This window comes from Polaribacter vadi, assembly GCF_018861005.1.
Lineage (GTDB): Bacteria > Bacteroidota > Bacteroidia > Flavobacteriales > Flavobacteriaceae > Polaribacter > Polaribacter vadi_A.
The window spans coordinates 52,124-76,567 of sequence record NZ_JAHKQL010000002.1 but is presented as its reverse complement, the minus strand read 5'-3'; the positions used below and the strand labels follow the sequence as shown (position 1 = coordinate 76,567).

Genomic DNA, 24,444 nt, shown 5'->3' with positions numbered 1-24,444 from the left:
AGTTGGTGATATTTTTAGTAATACAAATATACTATTTAGAAATTGAGTTTTTCTTTAATTTTGTAGTGTTTTTCACCGCTTTTTGTTTTTATGATTAGCTCTCCTATAAAACCAGCTAAAAATAATAAAGTTCCTAGAATCATAGAGGTTAAAGCAATATAAAACCAAGGATTGTCGGTTACTAAAATAGTTTTTATTCCGTTAAAAACTTTATAAAGTTTGTAAGCGCCAATGTAAAATGCAGATGTTGTTCCAAATATAAACATTAAAGTACCCCAAAGACCAAAGAAATGCATTGGTCTTTTTCCAAATTTTGATAAAAAGGAAATGGTAATTAAATCAAGAAAGCCATTTATAAAACGATCTATACCAAATTTAGTTTCGCCATATTTTCTGGCTTGATGTTGCACTATTTTTTCACCTATTTTATTAAAACCTTCGTTTTTTGCTAAAACAGGAATGTATCTGTGCATTTCTCCACTAACTTTTACGGTTTTTATTACTTCGTTTTTATAAGCTTTTAATCCGCAGTTAAAGTCGTTTAATTTTAATCCTGATGTTTTTCTGGCAGCTGCATTAAAGAGTTTAGAAGGAATGTTTTTAGTGATTATATTATCGTATCTTTTCTTTTTCCAACCAGAAATTAAATCGAAATCTTTATCAATAATTAAATGGTATAATTCTGGTATTTCTTCTGGATTGTCTTGTAAATCAGCATCCATAGTAATTACAACTTTACCTTGTGCCAGTTCAAAACCAGCATCTAAAGCTTGGGATTTTCCGTAATTTTTTTGAAAACGAATTCCTTTAACTTCCTTGTGTTTTTTTGATAGTTGTTCAATTAAGTTCCAAGAAGTATCTGTACTACCATCATCTATAAAAATAACTTCATATAAATAACGATTGGACTGCATAACTTTTGCAATCCAATCGTATAATTCTTGTAAAGATTCTTCTTCGTTAAGAAGTGGTATTACTACCGAAATTTCCATATAGTGAGTTCAAAAAATTTAATTTCAAAAAATCAAAGTTACAATTTTATGAATTATTGAACGCTAAACTTTAAATTTTAGTAAGTTTCTTCTTCAGATTTTTTCATAATTGCTGCTGTAATTGCAGTTATTACAAACCCCATAAATGCAGAGATAGCTAAAATCATTGCAGAAACTATTGCAGGACTTTTGAATTTTTCAGCAGATTCAGAAAAAGTTTCAATTTGTTCTTGTGTTAAACCAGCATCTAACCATTTTTGTTGTTGAAACTCCATACCCATTTTCTGAAAATCAGGTTCAATCACAGTTGTAAATAAAAGGGTGTAAATAACGGTAATTACTGCACTAACCATTACAATACCCATTCCTATTTTTAAACCTTCACCCCAAGACATAAAGCTTCCATTATTAGTTTTAAAAGCTTTTAGCCCAAGAACAACAAAGGCTATAGTAGCAATTAAACCTACTACATTGCTTATCCATTGCAATTCAAAAGATTTGCCCATAGCATATAATACTAAAGCAACAATAACTCCTGTTAGTCCTAAGTATAATCCATTATTTAAAATAATACTTTTACTATTTGTTTTGTTTTCCATTTGTGTTTTAAATTTAGTTAGTTGTACAAATATAATATATGAATTCATTTTGATACTTTTTTTAAAAAAATATTCAAAACATCTTATTAGTATACAATACTTTACAAATGTTACAATAAATTTATATTAATTTTTAATTGTTAGTATAAAAATAGATTGTAAATTTGCAGTGGCAAGTCCTACACAACTAGCTCCCTTTGAATCCCCCAGGGTGGGAACACAGCAAGGGTATTAGGTTGTAGCAGTGTGATGTAGATAGCTTGCCATTTTTTGTGCCTTAAATTTACGTTTCTTCTTTTATCTTTTCTGATATTTGTTTCATAATTATAATTTTAAAAAAACATGTCTAAAGTAGTCTTAGTTACTGGAGCTTCTTCTGGAATAGGAAAATCGATTGCAACTTTTTTAAGCGAAAAAGGCTTTACTGTTTACGGTACAAGTAGAAATCCAAAAAACATAGATAGTTTTTCTTTTCAATTAATTGCTTTGGATGTTTTAGAAGTAGATACAATTAATAGTGCAGTAGATTTAATTATAGAAAAAGAAGGCAGATTAGATGTTTTGGTAAATAATGCAGGAATGGGTATTACAGGTCCTGTAGAAGATACACCTACAAATGAAATGCGCGCTGTTTTTAACACTAACCTTTTTGGTGCTATTGATGTTATGAAAGCAGTATTACCACAAATGCGTAAACAAAAATCAGGTACAGTAATTAATGTAACTTCTATTGCAGGTTATATGGGTTTGCCTTTTAGAGCTGCATATTCTGCATCTAAAGGTGCTTTAGAATTAGTTACAGAATCAACAAGTATGGAGGTAAAAAACTTCGGAGTTAACGTTGTAAATGTAGCACCTGGAGATTTTGCAACTAATATTGCAGCTGGTAGATATCATACACCAGTTTTTGATAATTCTGCTTATAAAGAGAGTTACCAAGCAAGTTTAGGTTTAATGGATGCTCATGTAGATCATGGAATGGATCCTATAGAAATGGCAAAAACAGTTTACAGAATCATCAACAATAAGAGCCCTAAAATTCACTATAAAGTGGGCGATTTTATGCAGAAATTTTCTATTGTTTTAAAACGTGTTTTACCAGATAAAATGTATCAGAAATTATTAATGAACCATTACAAGCTCTAGTCTTCTATGCTAATGTGTTCTTCTGCAGTTTCGCTTAAATAAGTTTCTAAAATGTTTATTTCGCAATTTATAGCATCAAAATCTAATTTTATATAGCCATAGAAATTTTCATCATTTCTAATGAGTTTTAGCGCATAATAATCATCTTTGTCATTCGCAAATTCCTTTTTGTAAGTTAAATTATTCTGAAGAAAAAAGTTGTAGTTTTCATAAGGTGCATCAAATTCATAAAAAACATCTAGAGAGTTTCTAACATCAGCAGAATCGAATTTATTTGCAGCATAACTTCTTGTATCTTCTGTAGAAAAAGGTGGTTCAAAAATTACTGGAAATGGAATGCTTACTCCTTTAGGAGAAAGAATTTCATTAATTTCTTCGTCTGTAGAAACCAATTTTATGTTATAAGCTACAAAATTTGGTGTGTTTGCAAAGTCTATAACTTCATCAGCAAGTAGGGTGTAATCTGTTGTTCCGTCTTTATCTAAATCTATTTCAATTGGTAATTTGTCTGCAAAACAAGCAGAAAAGTAAGTGTAATTTGTTTCTTCTGCTATATAATCATCAATAGTAAAATCTACCCAAAAATTAAGTGTTTTAATTAATTTATCATGATGATCTCTATAAGTTATTTGTCCAGAAAATTTTTCGTCAATTTCCCAATCTTGTACGCTAACTTCTAAAACATAAACTTGAGTTAAGGCACTTATATCTGCAGTGCTTCCTTCGTAAAACTCATAACCATGATCTATCTGTAAACAATCGTCTATCTTGTTAAAAACAAAATTTAGAGTTTCTGTAGTATTGTTATCATTTAAGTCTTTGGTGTAATTGATTCTAACAGAATTATCAGAATAACTTCCTTGCCAAATGGCAGATTCTGAGTTGTCTAGAACAACTACATTATCTGATGCTGTAACACCAATATCTGATAAGTCACATAAAATAGTGCCTTCTATACCTTCTTCTGTGTTTACAGTATCGCAAGAATATAAAATTGATAACAATAAAATTAATGTTAAGTATTTATAAATTTTCATTTAAGATTTAATTTTTTGAACTTTTAAAAAAGGTATTTGTTAAAGTTAGACACGTAAAAAATGACAAAGTTTAATTTAAAACAAAAAAAAGACCGTATTTGTTATATTTTTAACCAATTCGTGGTAAAACTTATAATTATTTTTTCTGTTAAAGAAATCATTGTAACTATATTTGCTACAAATTAATCATAAATTTTCAAAAAGATGAAATTTTTTATAGATACTGCAAATTTAGAACAAATAAAAGAAGCACAAGCTTTAGGTATTTTAGATGGTGTAACTACAAATCCCTCTTTAATGGCTAAAGAAGGTATTACTGGTCAAGACAATATCATAAATCATTACAAAGAAATTTGTGATTTAGTAGAGGGTGATGTTTCTGCAGAAGTTATCTCTACAGATTTTGATGGAATGGTAAAAGAAGGTGAAGCTTTAGCTGCCTTAAATCCGCAGATTGTGGTAAAATTACCAATGATAAAAGATGGTGTAAAAGCGTGTAAATATTTTTCTTCTAAAGGAATTAAAACGAATGTAACTTTAGTTTTTTCTGTTGGGCAAGCATTATTAGCAGCTAAAGCAGGTGCAACTTATGTATCGCCATTTTTAGGACGTTTAGACGATATTTCTACAGACGGAATGAACTTAATTTCTGAAATTAGATTAGTTTTTGATAATTATAATTTTGAAACTCAAATTTTAGCAGCTTCTGTACGTAATACAATGCATGTTGTAAATTGTGCTAAGTTAGGTTCTGACGTAATGACAGGTCCTTTAAGTGCAATAGAAGGATTGTTAAAACACCCTTTAACAGATAGTGGTTTAGCTAAATTTTTAGCAGATTACCAAAAAGGAAACTAGAAGCCCATCCTGACCTTCCCAAAAGGAAGGAACTGTTGTGGGAATTGATTGTGGAAAATGTTTATTTGAAGCTATTTCCTGCTTTCCACTATATCTTTTTGCCAAAAAAGCAAAAAGGATGTCGTTTCAATCAGGGCTAAACTTGTTTGCTAATTAATAGCTCATTTAAAAGATACAGAAACTCTAAATTAATGTAATTTGGAGTTTCTTTTTTACCAAAATATATAAGTTAGAAATAAAATATTTCTAAATGAAACAAATAGAACAGCAAATTTTATCTAGTAACAGTTCCTCTCCTTTGGAGAGGTTAGGAGAGGCCATTTTTCCAAAAAAAGAACTCGCACAACTTGTAATATCTGCCTGTCATCAATTTAATATTGATACTATTGTTGTTTCTCCTGGTTCTAGAAATGCACCTTTAACTATTGGTTTTTCTAATCATTCAGAAATAGAAACGTTAAGTGTTGTAGATGAAAGATGTGCTGCTTTTTTTGCATTAGGGATTGCTCAGCAAAAACAAAAACCTGTTGCTGTTTTATGTACTTCTGGTTCTGCTTTGTTAAACTATTACCCTGCAATTGCAGAAGCTTTTTACAGTAATATTCCATTAGTTGTAATTTCTGCAGACAGACCAAAACATTTAATAGATATTGGAGATGGACAAACGATTCGTCAAGAAAATGTGTTTGAAAACCATATTTTATTTTCTGCAAATTTAATCGAAAACCCAAAATTTATTGCGCGAAACTCGCAGTTAATTGGTGAAGCTTTACAAATTGCAACATCGCAAAAAGGCCCTGTACATATTAATGTTCCTTTTGATGAACCTTTGTATGAAACCGTTAATGAACTAAAAACGTTCCATTTTCCTAATATTTCTATGAGTTCTTTGGATAACTCAAATATCAATTATCAAAATTTAGCAAAAATTTGGAATACTTCTGATAAAAAAATGCTAGTAATTGGTGTTAATTATCCAGATGAAGAATTACACAATTTAATGAATTTATATTCTGATGATGAATCTGTTTTAATTTTTACAGAAACAACATCAAACTTATATCATAAAAAGGCAGTAAATTCTATAGATCAGTTAATTTTTTCTTTAGTTGATACTCAATTTCAAGAATTACAACCAGATATACTAATTACTTTTGGAGGTATGATTGTTTCTAAAAGAGTTAAAAAGTTTCTTAGAGAATATCAACCAAAACATCATTGGAATATTGATGAGAAAAAAGCAACCAATACTTTTTTCTCTTTAAGTGAATTTATTCAAACAAAACCTGTAGATTTTTTCTCAAATTTTAATAGAATCATCACAAAAAAGAAAAGTGATTATCAACCAAAATGGTTAAAAATTAGAGATTATAGAAGAGAAAAGCATTCTGAATATTTATCGCAAATAGAGCATTCAGATTTTAAAGTTTTTGAGCAAGTTTTAAAGAGTATTCCTCATAATTCAGATTTGCAAATTAGTAACAGCGCAATTATTAGATATGCGCAATTATTTGAATTAAAAAACACGTTACGTGTTTTTTGTAATCGAGGTACAAGCGGAATTGATGGTAGTACATCAACAGCTATTGGGGCTGCTTTTGCAAGTGAAAATCAAACGATTTTTATTACTGGCGATTTAAGTTTTTTTTACGATTCTAATGCGCTATGGAATAAAAATATTCCTAATAATTTTAGAATAGTTTTAATAAATAATTCAGGAGGAGGAATTTTTAAAATAATTCCTGGACCTTCTACAACAAATGCTGCAAAATATTTTGAAACGCCACATTGTTTAACTGCAGAACATTTATGCAAAATGTATGGTTTCGATTATTTACAAGCATCATCAACAGAAATAGTTACAAAAACATTAAATGGATTTTATGCACAGTCAGAAAAACCAAAAATTTTAGAAATTTTTACTCCAAGTGCAGAAAATGATTTAATTTTAAAAGAATATTTTAAATATATAAAATAATGGATTTACAAGACGAGTATCAAGAAGGAGATATCAATTTAAAGGAAGGAGAAAAAGTTCAGTTAGTTATAGAAAATGAAACTGGATTAGGATATTCTGTGTTAATAAATGAAGAATACGAAGGTTTACTTTTTAGAAGCGAAGTTTTTCAGGATTTAGAAGTAGATATGGAGGTTGTTGGATATATCAAACAAATTCGTGAAGATGGTAAAATAGATGTTTCTCTTAGACCACAAGGTTTTAGAAATGTAATTGATGCAGATGTAGAAAAAGTATTAGAAAAATTAAAAAGTAGTAGAGAAGGTTTTTTGTTATTAACAGATAAAAGTTCGCCAGATTCTATTCGTTTTCATATGAAAATGAGTAAAAAAGCCTTTAAAAAAGCGGTTGGTAATCTTTACAGAAATAAACTAATTGTAATTAAAGAAGATAGAATTGAGCTTTTAAATCAGTAAGTAGTATACAGCCTAAAGTTGGCAGTCATCATTATTGAATAAAATTATTACTGCCAACAGCATACTAAAACACTATTAACTAAAATTACTGCCCACCTAATCTTAAAATATTTTCATAATAAGCATCAGAATTTGGGTCTGCAGGATCCATTTTTCCATAGCCAATTTTGTAATATTTTAATGCTTTTTTAGTCATTTTTGCAGACTCGTAATAACGACCAATATAATATTCACCTAAAGGTGAAGTTGGAAATATCTTTAGAATCATATCACCAAAATCTCTTAATCTTTTTCCATCTTCTTTTTCAATGATAATGTTTTCAATTGCATAAATATCTCTTTCTCTAATACCTAAATTCGTTCCGAATAAAAATTCAATTTCTAAATATTTATTTTCTAAATAGTAAATAGCGTCTTTAGGTGCTAAGTCTTTAATTTTTTCATCATATTCTTCTTTCGATATTGCAGAATATACTTCAAACATTTTAGTCATTGCTCTAGGTATTGCTTCGTGAATTGCAGAAACAGTACTAGCAGTTGTAATTACATCATTTATTACATTAAAATTTTTAATTTCTAACTCAGACAATGCTTGCTGAACTTTACCAATTTTATCTGATTTGCTTTTAGAAAAAGAATCAGAATTATTAGTGTAAAAATAAAATGTATTGTCTTCTTTTGCGAATTTTGGTAAATTATAGGTTTGTAATTCGCCAATTATAAAATCAGAAAAATTAGGATTTATACAAATAAAAGAGTTGATAAAAGCAGTGTTTTCTTTTAGAAAATGAGAAACCATATTTGCAGAATAACCTTGCCCAATTAAAGAAATATAAGGTGATGTTCTGTAATTACTCTCCATATGAAAAATGACTTCATCTCTAATAAAATCATAAAAATAACGAGCTGTAGTTGTAAAAGTTCCATTAGATCTATTAAAAGAAATGTCTTCTTGTTTGGTTTCTTCCATAGAAATACCAACAACAATTTGTTTTGGTGCTTTATCTCTTTTTGCAAATAAAATTGAACTACCAACATAAGAATCAAACATATATTCCTCATCTAAAACTATGGTTAAAGGATAATTTTTTATGCTGTCTCTTTCATAGCCTTCAGGCAAATAAATCTTTATATCTCTTGTCGTTTCTAAAATATCAGATTCTAATGCTGTAACAATTGTTTTTTGAGAAAAACCGACAAAAGAAAAAAGAATAAATAATAATGTGAGTGTTTTCTTAATCATAAGTTAGAATGTTTATTTTTGCTGATGATGATTTTTGTTCTCTTAAAGAACGTACAAAATACAAAAATATGATACAACCTGAATGGGAAACTGCCAAAGTTTACGAAGATATAACTTATAAGAAATGCAATGGGGTAGCAAGAATAGCATTTAACAGACCAAATGTTAGAAATGCTTTTAGACCAAAAACTACAAAAGAATTGTATGATGCTTTTTATGATGCAGGCGAAGACACTTCTATTGGTGTAGTTTTACTTTCTGCAGAAGGACCAAGTACAAAAGATGGTGTGTATTCTTTTTGTTCTGGAGGCGATCAAAAAGCAAGAGGCCATCAAGGTTATGTGGGTGATGATGGTTATCACAGATTAAATATTTTAGAAGTTCAAAGATTAATCAGATTTATGCCAAAAGCAGTTATTGCTGTTGTTCCAGGTTGGGCAGTTGGTGGTGGCCATAGTTTACATGTGGTTTGCGATTTAACTCTAGCATCTAAAGAACATGCAATTTTTAAACAAACAGATGCAGATGTAACTTCTTTTGATGGTGGTTATGGATCTGCATATTTGGCAAAAATGGTAGGTCAGAAAAAAGCAAGAGAAATCTTCTTTTTAGGTAGAAATTATTCTGCCCAAGAAGCGTATGAAATGGGAATGGTAAATGCTGTAATTCCTCATGAAGAATTAGAAAGTACAGCTTATGAGTGGGCACAAGAGATTTTAGAAAAAAGTCCGACTTCTATAAAAATGCTAAAATTTGCAATGAATTTAACAGATGATGGAATGGTTGGCCAGCAAGTTTTTGCAGGTGAAGCCACACGTTTAGCTTATATGACAGACGAAGCAAAAGAAGGTAGAGATGCTTTTCTTGAAAAAAGAAAACCAAATTTCCCTAAAAAATGGATACCATAGATTTTAGTTATTTGTTTTTAGTTGTTGGGTTTTAGTCATTATAGTTATAATTCCAACAACTATTAACCATTAACTAACCACTAAATAAAAAATAATGAAATCACAAATAGTAACTTTTTTAATAAAATGTCCAGATCAAAAAGGATTGGTGGCAAAAATTACCAGTTTTTTTTATGAAAAAGGATTCAATATTTTAAGTTGTCAGCAATATGTAAATTCAGTAGAAGATATGTATTTTATGCGTATTCGTTTAAATGCTGAGGGTACAAATATCTCTAAAGTAGAATTAGAAAATAGTTTTTTAGAATTAGTAGAACCTTTACAATTTAATTGGTCTGTAAATTATGGTGATGAAAAGCAGAATGTGGCAATTATGGTTTCACATACAAGTCATAATTTATACGATTTATTAGAGCGTTATAAAGAAGGCAGTTTAAATTGTAATGTAAAAATGATTATTAGTAATCACAATAAATTAAGACATATAGCAGAAATGTTTAATGTGCCTTTTTATCATTTACCTGTTACTAAAGAAACCAAATTAGATCAAGAAGAACAAGTAAAGCAATTGTTAGACTCTAATGAAATTGATTTAGTTGTTATGGCTAGATATATGCAAATTTTATCATCAGATTTTATCAATTATTATAAAGATAGAATCATTAATATTCATCATTCTTTTTTACCAGCTTTTCAAGGAGCAAATCCATACAAAAGAGCTTATGAAAGAGGAGTGAAGTTAATTGGAGCAACAGCACATTATGCTACAGAAGATTTAGATGAAGGGCCAATAATTGAGCAAGATGTAAAACCAGTAACTCACGAAAGTACTACTCAGACTTTAAAAAGAATTGGTGCAGATATTGAGAAATTAGTTTTAGCAAGAGCAGTTAAATGTCATTTAAACAATCAAATAATTGTGTCTGGAAATAGAGCAATTGTTTTTCCAGAAGCAGGAGAGTAAAAGCACCTTTTAATTCCCCTAAAGGGAAGAAAGTAAAAAGTAATAGTAATGTAAAAACTCAAATTCCACCCAGATTGGAGTTCCTTCCCTTTGGGAAGGCTAGGATGGGCTTTTGTTATGAAAATAATCTGTATTGGGCGCAATTACGCAAAGCACATAGAAGAATTAGCAAACGAAAGACCAGAAAATCCGGTAGTTTTTTTAAAACCAGATTCTGCAATTTTACCAAGAAAAAATCCGTTTTTTATTCCTCCTTTTTCTGATGATGTTCATTATGAAGTTGAGGTTTTAGTCAAAATAAATAAAGTTGGTAAACACATAGATACTAAGTTTGCCCATAAATATTATGATGAAATCGGATTAGGAATTGATTTAACTGCAAGAGATGTACAGGCTAAATGTAAAGAAAAAGGTTTGCCTTGGGAAAAAGCAAAAGCTTTTGATGGTAGTGCAGTTGTAGGTGAATTTTATCCAAAAGAAGAATTCGATATAGAAAATTTAAAATTCCAATTGTATAAGAATAATGAAATTGTACAAGATGGAAATACTAATGCAATGTTGTGGAAAACAGACGAATTAATTGCTTATGTTTCTCAATATTTTACTCTAAAAAAAGGAGATATCATTTTTACAGGAACTCCAGCAGGAGTAGGTAAAGTTGTAGAAAACGACACTTTAAAAGGTGTAATAGAAGGTAAAGAAGCTTTTAACATTAGAGTAAAGTAAAATTGGCAATAAAACTTCTTAGTTATATTTTTTTATTTTATGTAGGTTTTTATTTCTATAGACTTGCAGAGAACCATAATAAATATAAATGGCTATGTGGTTTTTTAGGAATTATTTCATTTTTCTTTGGTAGTATTTTATATTTATTATACGTTAGATTTTTTACAGAAACAACTATAAATGAGTTTGAAATTACCAATTTATCTTTTAAATCGTCTATCGCAGGTTTTGTTTTTACTGTTATTTTATTCAAAACTTTAAATTTTATTTGGAGTAAAAAAAAGAAACTGAAAAATGAAGTTGATAAAATTGGTAAAGATTAAGTTGAGTTAGAAACAATTCTCAAAATTTAAAATAAAAAAATATGTTAGGATTAATATTAACTTATTGGCTTGGAAAAAAGTTTTACAAATTAGCAGAAGAATATCATAAAAGTCAGTGGGGTTTTGCTATTTTAGGAATTGTAGTGTATTACGCTGTAAGTATAGTTTCTGCTACAGTTTTACTGCTAATAATAGAAAGTTTTTTTAATACTATAAACGATTATGTTTTAGGGTTAGTTGCAATGCCATTTGGTCTTTTAGCATGTTATTTACTATATAAATACTTAGAAAAAACTTGGGAACATAAAAAACCTAAAAATGATATTTTAATAGATCAAATAGGAAAAAACGAAGAAGAACTAGAAGTAAAAATATAAAATCATAAAACTTTACAACTTTGTAACTTATTATATGACAGCAGAAATTATTACAATAGGAGACGAGATTTTAATCGGCCAGATTGTAGATACAAACTCACAATGGATAGGTACTGAATTAAATAAAATTGGTGTTTCTGTATACCAAATATCATCAATTCAAGATGATAAACAACATATTTTAAATGCTTTAAAAGAAGCACAATCAAGAGTAGATATAGTAATTATTACTGGAGGTTTAGGACCAACAAAAGACGATATTACAAAATACACCATTGCAGAATATTTTAATGATACCTTAGAATTAAATTTAGAGGTAGTAGATCATGTAAAAGCTTTGTTCCAAAAATATAATATTCCTTTTGGAGAATTAAATCGCTTACAAGGTTTGGTGCCAACAAAAGCAACTGTTCTAAAAAATAATTTAGGTACAGCACCAGGAATGTGGTTTTACGAAAATGAAACCGTTTTTGTGTCTTTGCCAGGTGTACCTAATGAAATGAAAGGTTTAATGGAGTTTGAAGTTTTATCTAAAATTCAAAAACAATTTAAATTACCTTTTATTATTCATAAAACAATATTGACTTATGGTTTAGGAGAAAGTTCTTTAGCAGAAAGAATTGAAGATTTCGAAAACAATTTACCATCATTTATAAAGTTAGCTTACTTACCTAATTATGGTAAAGTTCGTTTACGATTATCAGCCAAGGGCTATGATAAAAAATTGTTAGAAAAAAACCTTCAGAAATTAATAGAAGAATTGTATCAATTAATACCAGATATAATTACAGGTATAGGTGATGATGGAGAGATAGAAAAAACAGTTGGAGATTTATTAAAAGCAAAAGGAAAAACAATAGCAGTAGCAGAAAGTGTGACAGGAGGTGCAATTGCATCAACCATAGTTTCAATTGCAGGTTCATCAGCATATTTTAAAGGAGGCTTTATAACTTATTCAGCAGAAACTAAAATTAATTTACTAGATGTAAATCCAAAAACAATAAAAACACACACAGTAGTAAGTGCAGCAGTAGCAAAAGAAATGGCAAAATGTGCCAAAGAAAAATTACAAAGCAATTATGCAATAGCTGTTACAGGAAATGCTGGACCAACAACAGATAAAACAGACAAAAATGTAGGTGTAGTTTTTATAGCTTTGGCCACTGATTCAGATATTTTTGTAGAAGAATTTAATTTCGGAAAACCCAGAGGTAGAGTTATAGATAAAACCGTAAATACTGCCTTACAAATGCTTCAAAAAGAAATATTAAAAAATTAGTAAATTTCTTTTGTTCAGATATATAATTATTCGTAGATTTGCACCTCGTTTAGAGATAACACTATAAAACTGTCGAGAAGATGTCTAGAGTTTGTGAATTAACAGGAAAAAAAGCAATGGTTGGGAACAATGTTTCTCACGCAATGAATAGAACCAAAAGAAAGTTTGACGCTAATTTAATGACAAAGCGTTTTTACATTCCAGAGGAAGATAAATGGATTACTTTAAAAGTATCTGCATCTGCTTTAAAAAATATTAACAAGAAAGGAATTTCTGCAGTTATAAAAGAAGCTAGAGCTAACGGTTTTTTAACTAAATAAGCTAAGGCTAACTAAAATTTTATATAGAGATGGCAAAAAAAGGAAACAGAGTTCAGGTAATTTTAGAGTGCACAGAGCACAAAGCAACTGGTAAACCAGGTACTTCTAGATACATTACAACTAAGAACAAAAAGAACACTCCAGATAGAATGGAAATTAAAAAATTCAATCCTATCTTAAAGAAAATGACTGTTCACAAAGAAATTAAATAATACAACTGTCTAGAACTCAGAATAGAGCACATAGATTTAAAACATTTACAAAATGGCAAAAAAATCAGTAGCATCGTTACAAACAGGATCAAAAAGATTAAGTAAAGCAATCAAAATGGTTAAATCTCCAAAAACAGGAGCTTATATGTTTGTAGAAGCAATTATGGATCCATCTAAAGTAGACGCTTTTATATCAAAAAAGTAATAAACTACTAAACAATATTTTAAAGCTACTTTCTTTTAGAGAGTAGCTTTTTTTATATCTTTACATTTGAGTCATTTAAAGCTTATTTTTTAAAATGGGCGTTACCTAAAGGTCGGGCTTTACGCTAAATCTTTTTTAATAAGAAACTGCTAGCGCTGTTACTTATTAAAAAAGGATAACGCTTCAATCCCTAACGCAACTTGTCTGCCATTTTAATTGATAATCAGCCAATTTGACAAATATTTAATTTGGTACAATTTTAGACAACCAAATAGTAAGAACTAAAAACTAACAACTCAAAAATATGAGTTTTTTTAAAAAGATTTTTTCGAAAGAAAAAAAGGAAACACTAGACAAAGGTTTAGAGAAAACAAAAGAAAGTTTTTTTGGTAAACTATCTAAAGCAGTTGCAGGTAAATCTAAAGTAGATGATGACGTTTTAGATAATTTAGAAGAAGTTTTAGTAGCTTCTGATGTTGGTGTAAATACCACATTAAAAATTATCGAAAGAATAGAAGAACGTGTTGCCAAAGACAAATATGTAGGTACAGACGAGCTAAATAGAATTCTTAGAGAAGAAATTGCTGGTCTATTATCAGAAACAAATATTGGTAACGAAAGCGAATTTATAATACCAGAAATACCAAAAAAAGAAGGCAATAAAATGCCTTATGTTTTAATGGTTGTTGGTGTAAATGGAGTAGGTAAAACCACAACCATTGGTAAATTAGCAAGTCAATTTAAAAAACAAGGCTTAAAAGTTGTATTAGGTGCAGCAGATACGTTTAGAGCAGCAGCCATAGATCAATTACAAGTTTGGGCAGACAGAACAGATGTGCCAATAATTCGTCAAGAAATGGGTTCTGATCCAGCATCAGTAGCTTTTGATACTTTAAAATCTGCAGTAAATCAAGATGCAGATGTTGTAATTATAGATACTGCAGGTCGTTTACATAATAAGGTAAATTTAATGAATGAGTTAACCAAAATAAAACGAGTAATGCAAAAAGTGGTAGATAATTCACCTCATGATGTTTTATTAGTTTTAGATGGTTCTACAGGTCAAAATGCCTTTGAACAAGCCAAACAATTTACAAAAGCAACAGAAGTAACCTCTTTAGCAGTTACAAAATTAGATGGTACTGCAAAAGGTGGAGTTGTAATTGGCATTTCTGATCAATTTAAAATTCCTGTTAAATATATTGGAGTAGGTGAAGGTATAGACGATTTACAAGTTTTTAACAAAGTTGAGTTTGTAGATTCTTTTTTTAAGTAAACATCTTCAGTTTTTAAAACTGTATTAAAAATTTTACTTAAAACTTGATAATTCTAATCTATCAAAGCATTAATTTTTTCCCATAAATCATTATCAAAAGAAGATAATGCAAAATTAGAAGTGTTTGCAGCTTCCCCCATTCTAATAATTACCAAATCTTTGGCAGGAACTATATAAATTTTCTGATCGTTTTTACCCAAAGCACAAAACATATCTTCAGGCGCATTTGGTATTAATTCTCCAGTAAAGGTAATTTGACTTTGTGGTAAATGGTAACTTTCTTTTCCATTTAACCACCATAAATATCCGTAAGAATTATTAATGTTTTGTGATGTATTTGTTGCTTCAGTTATAAAATTTTCAGAAACAATTTGAGAGTTTTCCCATTTACCATTTGCAGAAATTAACAACCCAAAACGAGCCATACTTCTTGTGTTGCTCCAAAAGACATTTAAATCATCTAAATTTTGCCAAATACCAGACATTCCAATTTTATCTTTTAATTTACTGTTAAAATAATTAGTAAAGGTTTGTTGACTAGCATTGGCAATAACGTCTTGCATTTTTACATACACATTATGGTATGCCCATCTTTGTTCTGCATCTGCTATGTATTTTAAGTTTGATGGAGAAACGTCTTCTCCCAAACTATCATCTAGGCCAGAATTCATAGATAAAAGGTTTTTGCAAGTAATTAAATTTTCCTTTTCCAGAGGAATACTTGTCCAGCCTAACCCTAAATAATCAGAAACTTTAGCATTAATATTTATTAAATTTTCGTCTTGAGCAATACCAGATAATGTTGATGTAAGTGTTTTACCAGCACTTGCCCAATACCAAATAGAAGTATTGCTATGATTATTAAAATATTCTTCGACTACAATTTTTCCTTTATAAAGTACCATAAAGCTTTTTGTATTTTTTGTGTCTAAAAAATCTAATAAAGGCTGTAATTGAGTTGTATTCCAGTTAAGTTCAGTAATAGATTTTTTTTTCCAAACATTAGAGTCTATATCTGGAAAATATAATGTTTCTATTGTATTATCAACTGTATCATTTAATTCAGAATTTTCTTTAGAACAAGAAAAAATTATTAAAAAGAAGAAGATTTTTAACAAGGTCTTATTAATTATTTTCATATGGTAACTTCTTTGTTATTAGACAACTTGTAAGCTGAAAGGTTTAAAATGTTATCTTTGGTTATAAAAATAAATATAATGAAAAATAACTTTTTTTTACTTGTTATCCTATTCTCTATTTTTTCTTGTAAAGAGAAACAAGATCTAATTATTTTTAAAAAATATGATGAAACTGCTCAATTAGTTGAACAGCAAAATCACGAAAAGAAAAGAATGCAGTTTAAGCTTTTTCAATCTAAAGTTTTAGATATGAATGAAGTTTTTAAACTATTTAAAGATGATTTAGCCTATTTTTCTGAAGAAGATTATCAATCTTTAAAACCTTTAATTTTAGAACAAGATATTCCATCACTTCAAAAAAATGTAAAGGAAGGTAAATTGAGTTATGAAAAACTAACGTTGTTTTATTTATACAGAATTAGAAAGTTCGAAAGTGATTCAACCTTATCTTTAAATTCAATTATCGCTTTAAATCCAGAAGTTATAAAAGAAGCTAGAGCTAAAGACAAAAATAAAGATAAGGTATCTCAATACTCAATGTATGGAATGCCAATTTTATTAAAAGACAATATCAATACTAAAGAAATGCCAACAACAGCAGGTGCAATTGCTTTGCAAAGAAATTACACAAAAAAAGATGCTTTTATAGTTGAAAAGCTAAAAGAAAATGGCGCAATTATTTTAGGTAAAGTAAACTTGAGTGAATGGGCCTATTTTTTCTGTTCTGGTTGTCCTTTAGGCTATTCTGCAATTGGTGGGCAAACCTTAAATCCTTATGGAAGAAAGGTATTTGAAACTGGGGGAAGTTCTTCTGGAAGTGGAGTTACAGTTGCTGCAAATTTTGCTGTTGCAGCAGTTGGTACAGAAACTTCTGGCTCTATTACTTCACCATCAAGTTTAAATTCTGTTGTTGGTTTAAAACCTACTATAGGTGTTTTAAGTAGAACAGGTATAGTACCAATTTCATCAACTTTAGATACTCCTGGGCCAATGACAAAATCAGTGATTGATAATGCTATTTTTATGGATGCAATGTTAGGTTATGATGTAACTGACAACGCATCAAAAGAAACAAAAGGGATGGATTCTCAAAATGGATTTCACATTAATTTTAAAGGAAAAAGGTTAGGGGTTTTAAAACCTTTGTTATCAGATTCTATTTATGCCTTAAATATCGAAATATTAAAAAAAGCTGGAGCAGAAATTATAGAAATAACACCACCAGAAATTTCTTTTAATGGTTTTAGAACATTATTAAATATAGATATGAAACATGATTTACCAAAATATTTATTAAAACAAGCAGATAAATCTATTTTCATAAAAAATGTAAAAAATGTTGTAGATTTTAATCTAAAAGATTCTTTAATTAGAGCTCCTTATGGGCAACAGTTATTTGACGGAATAATAAAAGATTCAACAACTTTAGAAGAGTTAGAAGTAGTAAAAGGTAATTTAAAAAAAGAAGGAGAAAAATATTTACAGTTTTTAAAATCTGAAAATTTAGTTGCAATTTTATCGATTAATAATTATCATTCAGGTATTGCTGCAGTTGCTTTACACCCAACATTAACAGTACCTATGGGTTACAAATTAACAGGAGAGCCTTTAAGCTTAACTTTTATTGGACAGCCTTTTTCTGAAAGAAAATTATTAGAAGTTGGTTACGCTTTTGAGCAATTAACTAAATCCAGAAAGATCCCAGAAAACTATCAATAGAAAGAATAGCAATCATTTAAAAAGCACTATTTTTGCAACCGTTTTAATTTGATTTCAAATTAATCATAAATTTTAAAGATTATACCGCTAAAAAGCCAATAGCGAAAAGCGAAAAAATATGCGTACAAAATCCATCAAACAAAATAAGATAAACGTTGTTACTTTAGGTTGCTCTAAAAACATTTACGATAGTGAAGTTTTAATGGGGCAGTTAAAAGCTAATGGTAAAAATGTAGTACATGAAGATGAAAATGACGATGGTAATATTGTAGTTATTAATACCTGCGGATTTATAGGTAAAGCCAAAGAAGAATCTATTGATACTATTTTGCATTATGCGCAAAGAAAAGAAGCTGGTGAAATTGATAAAGTTTTTGTTTCTGGATGTTTAAGTGAGCGTTATAAGCCAGATTTAGAAAACGAAATTACAAACGTAGATCAATATTTTGGTACTCACGATTTACCAAATTTGTTAAAAGCATTAGAAGCAGATTATAAGCACGAATTAATCGGAGAACGTTTAACAACAACTCCAAAACATTATGCATATTTAAAAATTGCAGAAGGTTGTGATAGACCTTGTTCTTTTTGCGCAATTCCTTTAATGAGAGGAAAACATGTTTCAACTCCAATAGAAGATATTGTTACTGAAGCAGAAAAGTTAGCAGAAAAAGGAATTAAAGAAATTATGTTGATTGCCCAAGATTTAACCTATTATGGTTTAGATATCTATAAAAAAAGAGCTTTAGCACAATTATTAGAAGCACTTGCAAAAGTAGAAGGAATTGAATGGATTAGAATGCATTATGCTTTCCCTACAGGTTTTCCTATGGATGTTTTAGAGGTGATGAAACGTGAGCCAAAAGTGTGTAATTATTTAGATATTCCTTTACAACACATTAATTCTGAGTTGTTAAAATCGATGAAAAGAGGAACAACTCACGAAAAGACAACAGCTTTAATCCATAAATTTAGAGAAGTTGTGCCAGAAATGGCAATTAGAACTACTTTAATTGTAGGTTATCCAGGAGAAACAGAAGAGATGTTTCAAGAATTAAAAGATTGGGTAGAAGAGATGCGTTTTGAAAGATTAGGTGCTTTCGAATATTCGCACGAAGAAAATACAGGTGCTTATGTTTTAAAAGATGATGTTCCTGATGAGGTTAAGTTTAAAAGAGTTAACGAAATTATGGAAGTTCAGTCTCAGATTTCTTGGGAATTGAATCAACAAAAAATAGGTAAAACCTTTCGTTGTTTGTTTGATAGAAAAGATGGAGAATATTTTTATGGACGTACAGAATTCGATTCACCAGATGTAGATAATGATGTTTTAGTTGATGCTAAAGAACATTATATTAAAATCGGTGAATTTATTGATATAGAAATTCACGAAGCAGGAGATTACGATTTATATGGAACACCTGTTAAGAAATTGGAGAAACCTACTTCTTTAAATCAGAAAAGAAAGTAAATAACTTATAGAATCAAAAAAAATACCTCAGTAATATAAAATTACTGAGGTATTTTTTTGCCTTTTAACTAATTAAAAATGACTTGAGTTTCTCAAGAAAATTGCATTGGCAAAAAATAGTTTTCCATTTTCCCAAAAAGCTCTAAATAATGGATTATCAACCATATAAATAATACTTCCTCTACCCATTTGGTCTTCACCAAAAAGTAAAGATTCAGGTACATTTTCTAAAGCTTTTATTCCTGCAAAACCAGCTACGTTTTTGGCATCTTTGGTAAAGTAAGCTACATTGCCTCCATTTTTTAAGTATTCGTAACTCCTACTACTAGATTTTAATGAGAAATAACTATTAGAATAACCAAATGCTAAAGGATGACTCGCATCAACTTTACTATTAAAAATAGCTCCAATAATTATATTATTTGTGCTTTCTCTTTCTAAATCTTCGTAAGGTATAAGGTTGGCTTTATCAGCTTTATCTTTATCTTCTTTATTTTTTTTCGATTTTAAAGAAAATCCGTCTTTATCAGCAAAACTACTTAATGCATTTTTTAGTGCAATTAATGTTCCACCAGATCTAACCCAGCTTTTTAGTTTATCTAAAGTGCTTTTGTTTAAAACTCTGCTGTAATATCCGTCAGGTAAAATAATTACATCATAATTAGAAAAATCTACTCTACTAAAATAATCAGTATCTAAAATAGAAACTGGGTATTTTAATTCGGTTTCAAAATAATGCCAAATTTGACCAAATGACAAAGAAGAGGTTCCAGAACCAGAGAGCAATGCAACTCTTTGTTTAAAAATTGGTTTTACATTACCAGAACCAAAATCTTTACCAGAATCTACAAAACCAGTAGAAACAGGTGTAACTTTTCTAGCTAATTTGTTAGCAATTGCAACTACGTTTGTATCAAATTTTTCATTTTTAAGATTATCGTGTCTTAAAATAATTAAAGAACCTTTTTGGTAATCTTTACCTTCTAAAGAAAAATCTTTTTCAGAAAAACGAACTTTAATGTCTGCGTTTAATAATTGTGCTAAAAAAGTAGCATCATCAATACTATTCCATTTAGAAATATAAGCGTAAGATGAAGTATTTACAGTGTTTAAAACACTATTATTCATTTCTTTTTTTGATGTACTAACTGTATTTTCAGAAGCTACAGCATTAAAACCATGTGCATAAGGTAAAGCCCAAGCAGTACTATCATAAGTTAAAGAATCTAAGATTTTAGTTTGTGGTTCAAACAAAACTTTTACCATTCTTCCTTTTGGTTGATTGGTGTGTATAACCAAATCACTTGTAGTTACATTTAGGCTTTCTTCTTTTAAGGTAGCATAATTGTATCCTTTTACTTTTCCAGAATTTGCAAATTCATACGTAATTTCATGCTTATCAAGTAAATTAATTAAACGTTGTGTTTTATCAGAATTTTCGTTCTTTAAAACATAACTTTTGTATTTGAAACTTTTATCAGCAAAGAATTTTGTAAATTCAGTATTTAGTTTTTCTGCATTTTTAGATGAAATTTCTACTGTAGATAAACCAGTTGTATGATGATGTTGTGCTCTATCTATTAAAGTTAATTCAATACCTTCATCATTATCAATACCTAAACCAGCTCTTCCATGACCTGCTTGTTCGTAAGTCATACCAATTGCTCCCATAAAAGTTGGGTAAGTGTCACCATAACTTGGGTATAATAAATCGAAAGATTCTTTGGTAAAATACATCCAATTATTTTTATCAAAATAAGAAGCGTGGTTTTTACCAATTTGTGTTTGAAAATCAATTTGCCAATCAGTAATATCTTCATGATAAGGTTTAGCTGCAGGTGCAAAATAATAAGGACTGTTTATGCCTTGTTCATGAAAATCTACGTGAACGTGAGGTAACCATTTATTGTAAACCTTTAAACGCTGCTGTGTTTCTACTTGTGTTGCCCAAGCCCAATCTCTATTTAAATCGAATAAATAATGATTAGGTCTTCCTCCAGGCCAAGGTTCATGGTGTTCTTTAGAATCTTGTGAGCTATTATAAGGTGAATTTTGAACTTGATTATACCAGTTTACATATCTGTCTCTACCATCAGGATTTATACATGGATCTATAATAACCACTGTGTTTTCTAACCAAGCTTTTTTAGTTGTAACTAATTCATATAGAGTTAGCATAGAGGCTTCTGTGCTAGATGCTTCATTTCCATGTACGTTATAACTTAACCAAACAATAGCTTTTTTGTTCTCTGTATTTGCTTTTAAAATACCAGTTTGTGAAAGGTTTGCTTTTCTAATTGTTTCTAAATTAGCTATATTTTCTTGCGAAGAAATATAGGTAACATATAAAGGTCTGTGTTCGTTTGTTTCTCCATATTTTTCTAACTGAACATTTTTTAAAGTGTTGCTTACGTATTTAAAATAATCTACAACTTTATGATGTCTTGTAAAACGTGAACCAATTTCGTAACCTAAATACTCTTGTGGAGATTTAATTTCTTGAGAGAAAAGGGTACAAAATGAAAAAATAGAAATAATGAGTAGTGCTTTAATTTTCATTGATAAGAATTTGAATTTTATCAAAAGTAAGGAATTTAAAGCACTATTTTAAAGACGATTTATTTTAGAGACGTTAAAAATTTGTTAGTATGATTTTCTGTATTCAGAAGAATTTAAAATAGTTGTATTTTTATCGAAATTTAGTAAATTTTATGAATTCTACGTCAGATACTGATTGTTGTATAAATTGTGTGCTTTAATTATGAAAGTAACACAAATCCCATTTAAAAAAACCGGTTTTTTCTCTAAAACAATGCTAGATTATTTAGAGCAAAAAAATACTATAAATCCATTTTATAACAATTTTCCAGATATAAATGGTTTTCAAAAACAAATAAAAGAAAAACAAAAAACTTTTGCTTTAGAAACAAGATTGGTTTTGGCTGATGCTTTAAAAAATCAATATAATTCTTTTGATATATCAGATAAAACAGCTGCTAATATTGAGTTGTTAAAGCAAGAAAACACGTTTACCATAACTACAGGTCATCAACTAAACTTATTTACTGGGCCACTTTATTTTTTGTATAAAATTATTTCTACGATTAATTTAGCTGAAGAATTGTCAGAGAAATTTCCAGAACAAAACTTCATCCCAATTTATTGGATGGCAACAGAAGATCACGATTTTGAAGAAATCAATTACTTTAATTTTGATGGTAAAAAAGTAACTTGGAACAGAAATGATGGTGGAGCAGTAGGTCGTTTTTCTACAGAAGGTTTAGATGAGGTTTTCGAAGTTTTTTCTGAACATTTAGGAAATTCTAAAAATGCAAAATATCTAAAAAATCTTTTTTCTGATGGTTATATTAAACATAATAATTTGGCAGATGCTACTCGTTTTATAGCTAACGAATTATTCAAAGATTTTGGTTTGGTAATTGTTGATGGAGATGATAAAAGCTTAAAACAAGTATTTGCGCCTTTTGTAAAAGATGAATTAGAAAATGAAACTTCTTTTAATATTGTTTCTAAAACCATTATTGAATTAGGGAAAAATTATAAAATTCAAGTAAATCCTAGAGAAATTAATTTATTCTATTTAGGTGATGATTTTAGGGAACGCATTATTTTTGAAGATAATTGTTACAAAGTAAATAATACCGATATTAGTTTTTCTAAGGATGAAATTCTGAAGGAAGTTGATAAAAACCCTTTGGCTTTTTCACCAAATGTAATAATGAGACCTTTGTACCAAGAAGTAATTTTACCAAACCTTTGTTATCTTGGTGGAGGAGGAGAGATGGCTTATTGGTTAGAATTACAAGATTATTTTAATAAGGTAAATGTTACTTTTCCTATTTTATTGTTGCGTAATTCTGTGCAAGTAGTATCAGAAAAACAAGCTAAGAAACTATCTAAATTAGATATTTCTTTAGAAGAAATGTTTTTAAATCAGTTTGATTTAATCAGTAAAAAGGTAGTTGAAAATACAGTAATAGAAACTAATTTTGCTGAAAAAATTAACTTTTTAAAAAAACAGTTTTCAGATTTAAAAGAAGTTGCAGTAAAAACTGATGTTTCTTTTTTAAATGCTGTAAATGCACAAGAAAGAAAACAAATTAAAGGTCTAGAGAATTTAGAAAAACGTTTGTTAAAAGCAGAAAAAAAGAGACAAAAAGATTTAGTAGATAGAATTACTTTATTACAAAATGAGATTTTACCAAATCAATCTTTAGAAGAGCGTCAACGTAATTTTTCTGAGTATTATTTAGAGTATGGATCTGGTTTTATTACTGCTTTAAAGCAAATTTTAAAACCTTTAGAATTAGAATTTACAATACTAGAATTATAATGAAAGAGAAAAGCCTTCATCAGAAAAATAAATTTAATAAAGGGTATAATTTTGATGACTTAGTTCAGCAAAATCCTGATTTAGCAAAGTTTGTAACAAAAAATAGATTTGGTAAAATCACGATTGATTTTTCGAATCCGAAAGCTGTAAAAGAGCTTAATAAAGCATTATTATTTACTTATGATAAAATTTCTGTTTGGGATTTTCCTGATGATAATTTATGCCCTCCAATTCCTGGTAGATTAGATTATATTCACCATTTATCTGACTTAAATTCATCCGAAGAAAATAGAACAGTTTTAGATATTGGAACAGGTGCAACTTGTATTTATCCGCTTTTGGGTGTTGCAGAATACAATTGGAATTTTGTTGCCACAGATATAGATTTAGATTCTTTAGATACTGCACAAGATATTATTGATGATAATGATTTAGATGCAAAAATTGAGTTAAGACAGCAGTTTAATGAGCAACATATTTTAAAAGATATTTTAGAAGAAGAAGATTCTTTTTTTGCAACAATGTGTAATCCTCCTTTTTATAAATCTGCAGAAGAAGCTAGAGGAGCAAATAGAAGAAAATCTAGAAATTTAGGGAATAATGCAATCCGTAATTTTTCTGGTAACAATAATGAATTGTGGTATGTAGGAGGTGAAAAAGCATTTTTACACAATTATTTATATGAAAGTTCACTTTATAAAGATAAAAGTGAATGGTTTACAAGTTTGGTTTCTAAGAAAGAAAACGTTGAAAGCTTGCAAAAATCATCAGAAAAATTGGGCGTAAAAGAGTTTAAAGTTATACCTTTAAGTCAAGGGAATAAAGTAACTAGAATTGTTTGTTGGCGATTTTAAATTGCTGTT

The 24,444-nt window shown here is 29.0% G+C and carries 24 protein-coding genes and 1 other RNA gene; 19 read left to right on the top strand and 6 right to left on the bottom strand.

Annotated features, from left to right (window positions below; genetic code table 11):
* Nucleotides 1-35: 35 nt before the first annotated feature.
* Both KO506_RS01195 and KO506_RS01190 read right to left on the bottom strand, forming a co-directional pair.
* Entirely contained in the window at nucleotides 36-992 is a 957-nt protein-coding gene (locus KO506_RS01195; protein ID WP_215993082.1) for a glycosyltransferase family 2 protein, read from the bottom strand.
* A gap of 77 nt (nucleotides 993-1,069) precedes the next feature.
* Nucleotides 1,070-1,639, bottom strand: a complete 570-nt coding sequence (locus tag KO506_RS01190; protein WP_215993081.1) for a DUF4199 domain-containing protein — start codon at nucleotides 1,637-1,639, stop codon at nucleotides 1,070-1,072.
* Between the two features lie 122 nt (nucleotides 1,640-1,761).
* On the opposite strand from KO506_RS01190, the gene ffs reads away from it, so the two are divergent.
* An RNA gene (gene ffs / locus KO506_RS01185) (signal recognition particle sRNA small type) lies at nucleotides 1,762-1,860 on the top strand.
* 73 nt (nucleotides 1,861-1,933) lie between these two features.
* Entirely contained in the window at nucleotides 1,934-2,737 is an 804-nt protein-coding gene (locus KO506_RS01180; protein WP_215993080.1) for an SDR family oxidoreductase, read from the top strand.
* On the opposite strand, the gene KO506_RS01175 is transcribed toward KO506_RS01180, so the two are convergent.
* Nucleotides 2,734-3,774 (bottom strand): hypothetical protein, encoded by a 1,041-nt coding sequence (locus KO506_RS01175; protein ID WP_215993079.1) that lies wholly within the window; start codon nucleotides 3,772-3,774, stop codon nucleotides 2,734-2,736. The genes KO506_RS01180 and KO506_RS01175 overlap by 4 nt on opposite strands.
* Nucleotides 3,775-3,978: 204 nt before the next feature.
* Between KO506_RS01175 and fsa the strand changes: the two genes are divergently transcribed.
* The 3 genes from fsa to KO506_RS01160 all read left to right on the top strand — a co-directional run bounded on the left by fsa (nucleotide 3,979) and on the right by KO506_RS01160 (nucleotide 7,065).
* Nucleotides 3,979-4,632 (top strand): fructose-6-phosphate aldolase, encoded by a 654-nt coding sequence (gene fsa, locus KO506_RS01170; RefSeq protein ID WP_215993078.1) that lies wholly within the window; start codon nucleotides 3,979-3,981, stop codon nucleotides 4,630-4,632.
* 319 nt (nucleotides 4,633-4,951) lie between these two features.
* Nucleotides 4,952-6,610, top strand: a complete 1,659-nt coding sequence (menD, locus tag KO506_RS01165) for a 2-succinyl-5-enolpyruvyl-6-hydroxy-3-cyclohexene-1-carboxylic-acid synthase (protein WP_215993218.1) — start codon at nucleotides 4,952-4,954, stop codon at nucleotides 6,608-6,610.
* Nucleotides 6,610-7,065 (top strand): DNA-binding protein, encoded by a 456-nt coding sequence (locus KO506_RS01160; protein ID WP_215993077.1) that lies wholly within the window; start codon nucleotides 6,610-6,612, stop codon nucleotides 7,063-7,065. Before menD ends, KO506_RS01160 begins: the two co-directional genes overlap by 1 nt.
* Before the next feature lie 85 nt (nucleotides 7,066-7,150).
* Here KO506_RS01160 and KO506_RS01155 read toward each other — a convergent pair whose 3' ends face one another.
* Nucleotides 7,151-8,308 carry an alpha/beta hydrolase-fold protein gene (locus tag KO506_RS01155; protein WP_215993076.1) on the bottom strand — a complete coding sequence of 386 codons (1,158 nt, stop codon included), beginning with the start codon at nucleotides 8,306-8,308 and terminating at the stop codon, nucleotides 7,151-7,153.
* Nucleotides 8,309-8,376: 68 nt separating this feature from the next.
* Between KO506_RS01155 and KO506_RS01150 the strand changes: the two genes are divergently transcribed.
* From KO506_RS01150 to ftsY, 10 genes are all read left to right on the top strand, one after another.
* Complete coding sequence (locus tag KO506_RS01150; protein ID WP_215993217.1) at nucleotides 8,377-9,216, top strand: 1,4-dihydroxy-2-naphthoyl-CoA synthase; 840 nt, start codon at nucleotides 8,377-8,379, stop codon at nucleotides 9,214-9,216.
* Nucleotides 9,217-9,310: 94 nt separating this feature from the next.
* Complete coding sequence (gene purU / locus KO506_RS01145; protein WP_215993075.1) at nucleotides 9,311-10,180, top strand: formyltetrahydrofolate deformylase; 870 nt, start codon at nucleotides 9,311-9,313, stop codon at nucleotides 10,178-10,180.
* Nucleotides 10,181-10,297: 117 nt separating this feature from the next.
* The gene (locus KO506_RS01140; protein ID WP_215993074.1) at nucleotides 10,298-10,906 is read left to right on the top strand and encodes a fumarylacetoacetate hydrolase family protein; all 609 of its coding nucleotides are present in this window, start codon (nucleotides 10,298-10,300) and stop codon (nucleotides 10,904-10,906) included.
* Nucleotides 10,907-10,908: 2 nt separating this feature from the next.
* Nucleotides 10,909-11,229 (top strand): hypothetical protein, encoded by a 321-nt coding sequence (locus KO506_RS01135; protein ID WP_215993073.1) that lies wholly within the window; start codon nucleotides 10,909-10,911, stop codon nucleotides 11,227-11,229.
* Nucleotides 11,230-11,270: 41 nt separating this feature from the next.
* On the top strand, nucleotides 11,271-11,606 hold the full coding sequence (locus tag KO506_RS01130) for a hypothetical protein (RefSeq protein WP_215993072.1): 336 nt from the start codon (nucleotides 11,271-11,273) through the stop codon (nucleotides 11,604-11,606).
* Nucleotides 11,607-11,640: 34 nt separating this feature from the next.
* Nucleotides 11,641-12,885 (top strand): competence/damage-inducible protein A, encoded by a 1,245-nt coding sequence (locus tag KO506_RS01125; RefSeq protein ID WP_215993071.1) that lies wholly within the window; start codon nucleotides 11,641-11,643, stop codon nucleotides 12,883-12,885.
* A gap of 80 nt (nucleotides 12,886-12,965) precedes the next feature.
* On the top strand, nucleotides 12,966-13,205 hold the full coding sequence (rpmB, locus tag KO506_RS01120; protein ID WP_068364895.1) for a 50S ribosomal protein L28: 240 nt from the start codon (nucleotides 12,966-12,968) through the stop codon (nucleotides 13,203-13,205).
* 29 nt (nucleotides 13,206-13,234) lie between these two features.
* Entirely contained in the window at nucleotides 13,235-13,417 is a 183-nt protein-coding gene (rpmG, locus tag KO506_RS01115; protein ID WP_068364892.1) for a 50S ribosomal protein L33, read from the top strand.
* A 52-nt stretch (nucleotides 13,418-13,469) separates the two neighbouring features.
* A complete protein-coding gene (locus KO506_RS01110; protein ID WP_215993070.1) occupies nucleotides 13,470-13,622 on the top strand; it encodes a DUF4295 domain-containing protein in 153 nt (50 codons plus the stop codon).
* Nucleotides 13,623-13,926: 304 nt separating this feature from the next.
* Nucleotides 13,927-14,898: a signal recognition particle-docking protein FtsY gene (ftsY, locus tag KO506_RS01105; protein ID WP_215993069.1), complete on the top strand. Its 972-nt coding sequence runs from the start codon at nucleotides 13,927-13,929 to the stop codon at nucleotides 14,896-14,898.
* Nucleotides 14,899-14,951: 53 nt separating this feature from the next.
* Here the strand turns inward: ftsY and KO506_RS01100 are convergent, their stop codons facing one another.
* Nucleotides 14,952-16,028: a serine hydrolase domain-containing protein gene (locus KO506_RS01100; RefSeq protein ID WP_436836409.1), complete on the bottom strand. Its 1,077-nt coding sequence runs from the start codon at nucleotides 16,026-16,028 to the stop codon at nucleotides 14,952-14,954.
* Between the two features lie 87 nt (nucleotides 16,029-16,115).
* Between KO506_RS01100 and KO506_RS01095 the strand changes: the two genes are divergently transcribed.
* Nucleotides 16,116-17,756, top strand: coding sequence for an amidase family protein (locus KO506_RS01095; RefSeq protein ID WP_215993067.1), 1,641 nt, complete (start codon nucleotides 16,116-16,118; stop codon nucleotides 17,754-17,756).
* A 118-nt stretch (nucleotides 17,757-17,874) separates the two neighbouring features.
* A complete protein-coding gene (gene rimO, locus KO506_RS01090) occupies nucleotides 17,875-19,227 on the top strand; it encodes a 30S ribosomal protein S12 methylthiotransferase RimO (protein ID WP_215993066.1) in 1,353 nt (450 codons plus the stop codon).
* A gap of 72 nt (nucleotides 19,228-19,299) precedes the next feature.
* Here the strand turns inward: rimO and KO506_RS01085 are convergent, their stop codons facing one another.
* Nucleotides 19,300-21,786 carry a M14 family metallopeptidase gene (locus tag KO506_RS01085; protein ID WP_215993065.1) on the bottom strand — a complete coding sequence of 829 codons (2,487 nt, stop codon included), beginning with the start codon at nucleotides 21,784-21,786 and terminating at the stop codon, nucleotides 19,300-19,302.
* A 202-nt stretch (nucleotides 21,787-21,988) separates the two neighbouring features.
* On the opposite strand from KO506_RS01085, the gene bshC reads away from it, so the two are divergent.
* Together bshC and rlmF are read left to right on the top strand one after the other, a co-directional pair.
* Nucleotides 21,989-23,581, top strand: coding sequence for a bacillithiol biosynthesis cysteine-adding enzyme BshC (gene bshC, locus KO506_RS01080; RefSeq protein WP_215993064.1), 1,593 nt, complete (start codon nucleotides 21,989-21,991; stop codon nucleotides 23,579-23,581).
* Entirely contained in the window at nucleotides 23,581-24,435 is an 855-nt protein-coding gene (rlmF, locus tag KO506_RS01075) for a 23S rRNA (adenine(1618)-N(6))-methyltransferase RlmF (RefSeq protein ID WP_215993063.1), read from the top strand. The genes bshC and rlmF overlap by 1 nt, the downstream gene beginning before the upstream one ends.
* Nucleotides 24,436-24,444: the final 9 nt, after the last annotated feature.

Bases quoted from the DNA above. Each gene is read 5' to 3' on its own strand.
- KO506_RS01130 (WP_215993072.1), top strand. From the start codon at position 11,271: ATGTTAGGATTAATATTAACTTATTGGCTTGGAAAAAAGTTTTACAAA.
- KO506_RS01160 (WP_215993077.1), top strand. From the start codon at position 6,610: ATGGATTTACAAGACGAGTATCAAGAAGGAGATATCAATTTAAAGGAA.
- KO506_RS01125 (WP_215993071.1), top strand. From the start codon at position 11,641: ATGACAGCAGAAATTATTACAATAGGAGACGAGATTTTAATCGGCCAG.
- purU (WP_215993075.1), top strand. From the start codon at position 9,311: ATGAAATCACAAATAGTAACTTTTTTAATAAAATGTCCAGATCAAAAA.
- bshC (WP_215993064.1), top strand. From the start codon at position 21,989: ATGAAAGTAACACAAATCCCATTTAAAAAAACCGGTTTTTTCTCTAAA.
- KO506_RS01180 (WP_215993080.1), top strand. From the start codon at position 1,934: ATGTCTAAAGTAGTCTTAGTTACTGGAGCTTCTTCTGGAATAGGAAAA.
- KO506_RS01190 (WP_215993081.1), bottom strand. From the start codon at position 1,639: ATGAATTCATATATTATATTTGTACAACTAACTAAATTTAAAACACAA.
- rpmG (WP_068364892.1), top strand. From the start codon at position 13,235: ATGGCAAAAAAAGGAAACAGAGTTCAGGTAATTTTAGAGTGCACAGAG.
- rlmF (WP_215993063.1), top strand. From the start codon at position 23,581: ATGAAAGAGAAAAGCCTTCATCAGAAAAATAAATTTAATAAAGGGTAT.
- KO506_RS01095 (WP_215993067.1), top strand. From the start codon at position 16,116: ATGAAAAATAACTTTTTTTTACTTGTTATCCTATTCTCTATTTTTTCT.
- rimO (WP_215993066.1), top strand. From the start codon at position 17,875: ATGCGTACAAAATCCATCAAACAAAATAAGATAAACGTTGTTACTTTA.
- fsa (WP_215993078.1), top strand. From the start codon at position 3,979: ATGAAATTTTTTATAGATACTGCAAATTTAGAACAAATAAAAGAAGCA.
- KO506_RS01155 (WP_215993076.1), bottom strand. From the start codon at position 8,308: ATGATTAAGAAAACACTCACATTATTATTTATTCTTTTTTCTTTTGTC.
- KO506_RS01085 (WP_215993065.1), bottom strand. From the start codon at position 21,786: ATGAAAATTAAAGCACTACTCATTATTTCTATTTTTTCATTTTGTACC.
- KO506_RS01110 (WP_215993070.1), top strand. From the start codon at position 13,470: ATGGCAAAAAAATCAGTAGCATCGTTACAAACAGGATCAAAAAGATTA.
- rpmB (WP_068364895.1), top strand. From the start codon at position 12,966: ATGTCTAGAGTTTGTGAATTAACAGGAAAAAAAGCAATGGTTGGGAAC.
- KO506_RS01175 (WP_215993079.1), bottom strand. From the start codon at position 3,774: ATGAAAATTTATAAATACTTAACATTAATTTTATTGTTATCAATTTTA.
- KO506_RS01140 (WP_215993074.1), top strand. From the start codon at position 10,298: ATGAAAATAATCTGTATTGGGCGCAATTACGCAAAGCACATAGAAGAA.
- ftsY (WP_215993069.1), top strand. From the start codon at position 13,927: ATGAGTTTTTTTAAAAAGATTTTTTCGAAAGAAAAAAAGGAAACACTA.
- KO506_RS01150 (WP_215993217.1), top strand. From the start codon at position 8,377: ATGATACAACCTGAATGGGAAACTGCCAAAGTTTACGAAGATATAACT.
- KO506_RS01195 (WP_215993082.1), bottom strand. From the start codon at position 992: ATGGAAATTTCGGTAGTAATACCACTTCTTAACGAAGAAGAATCTTTA.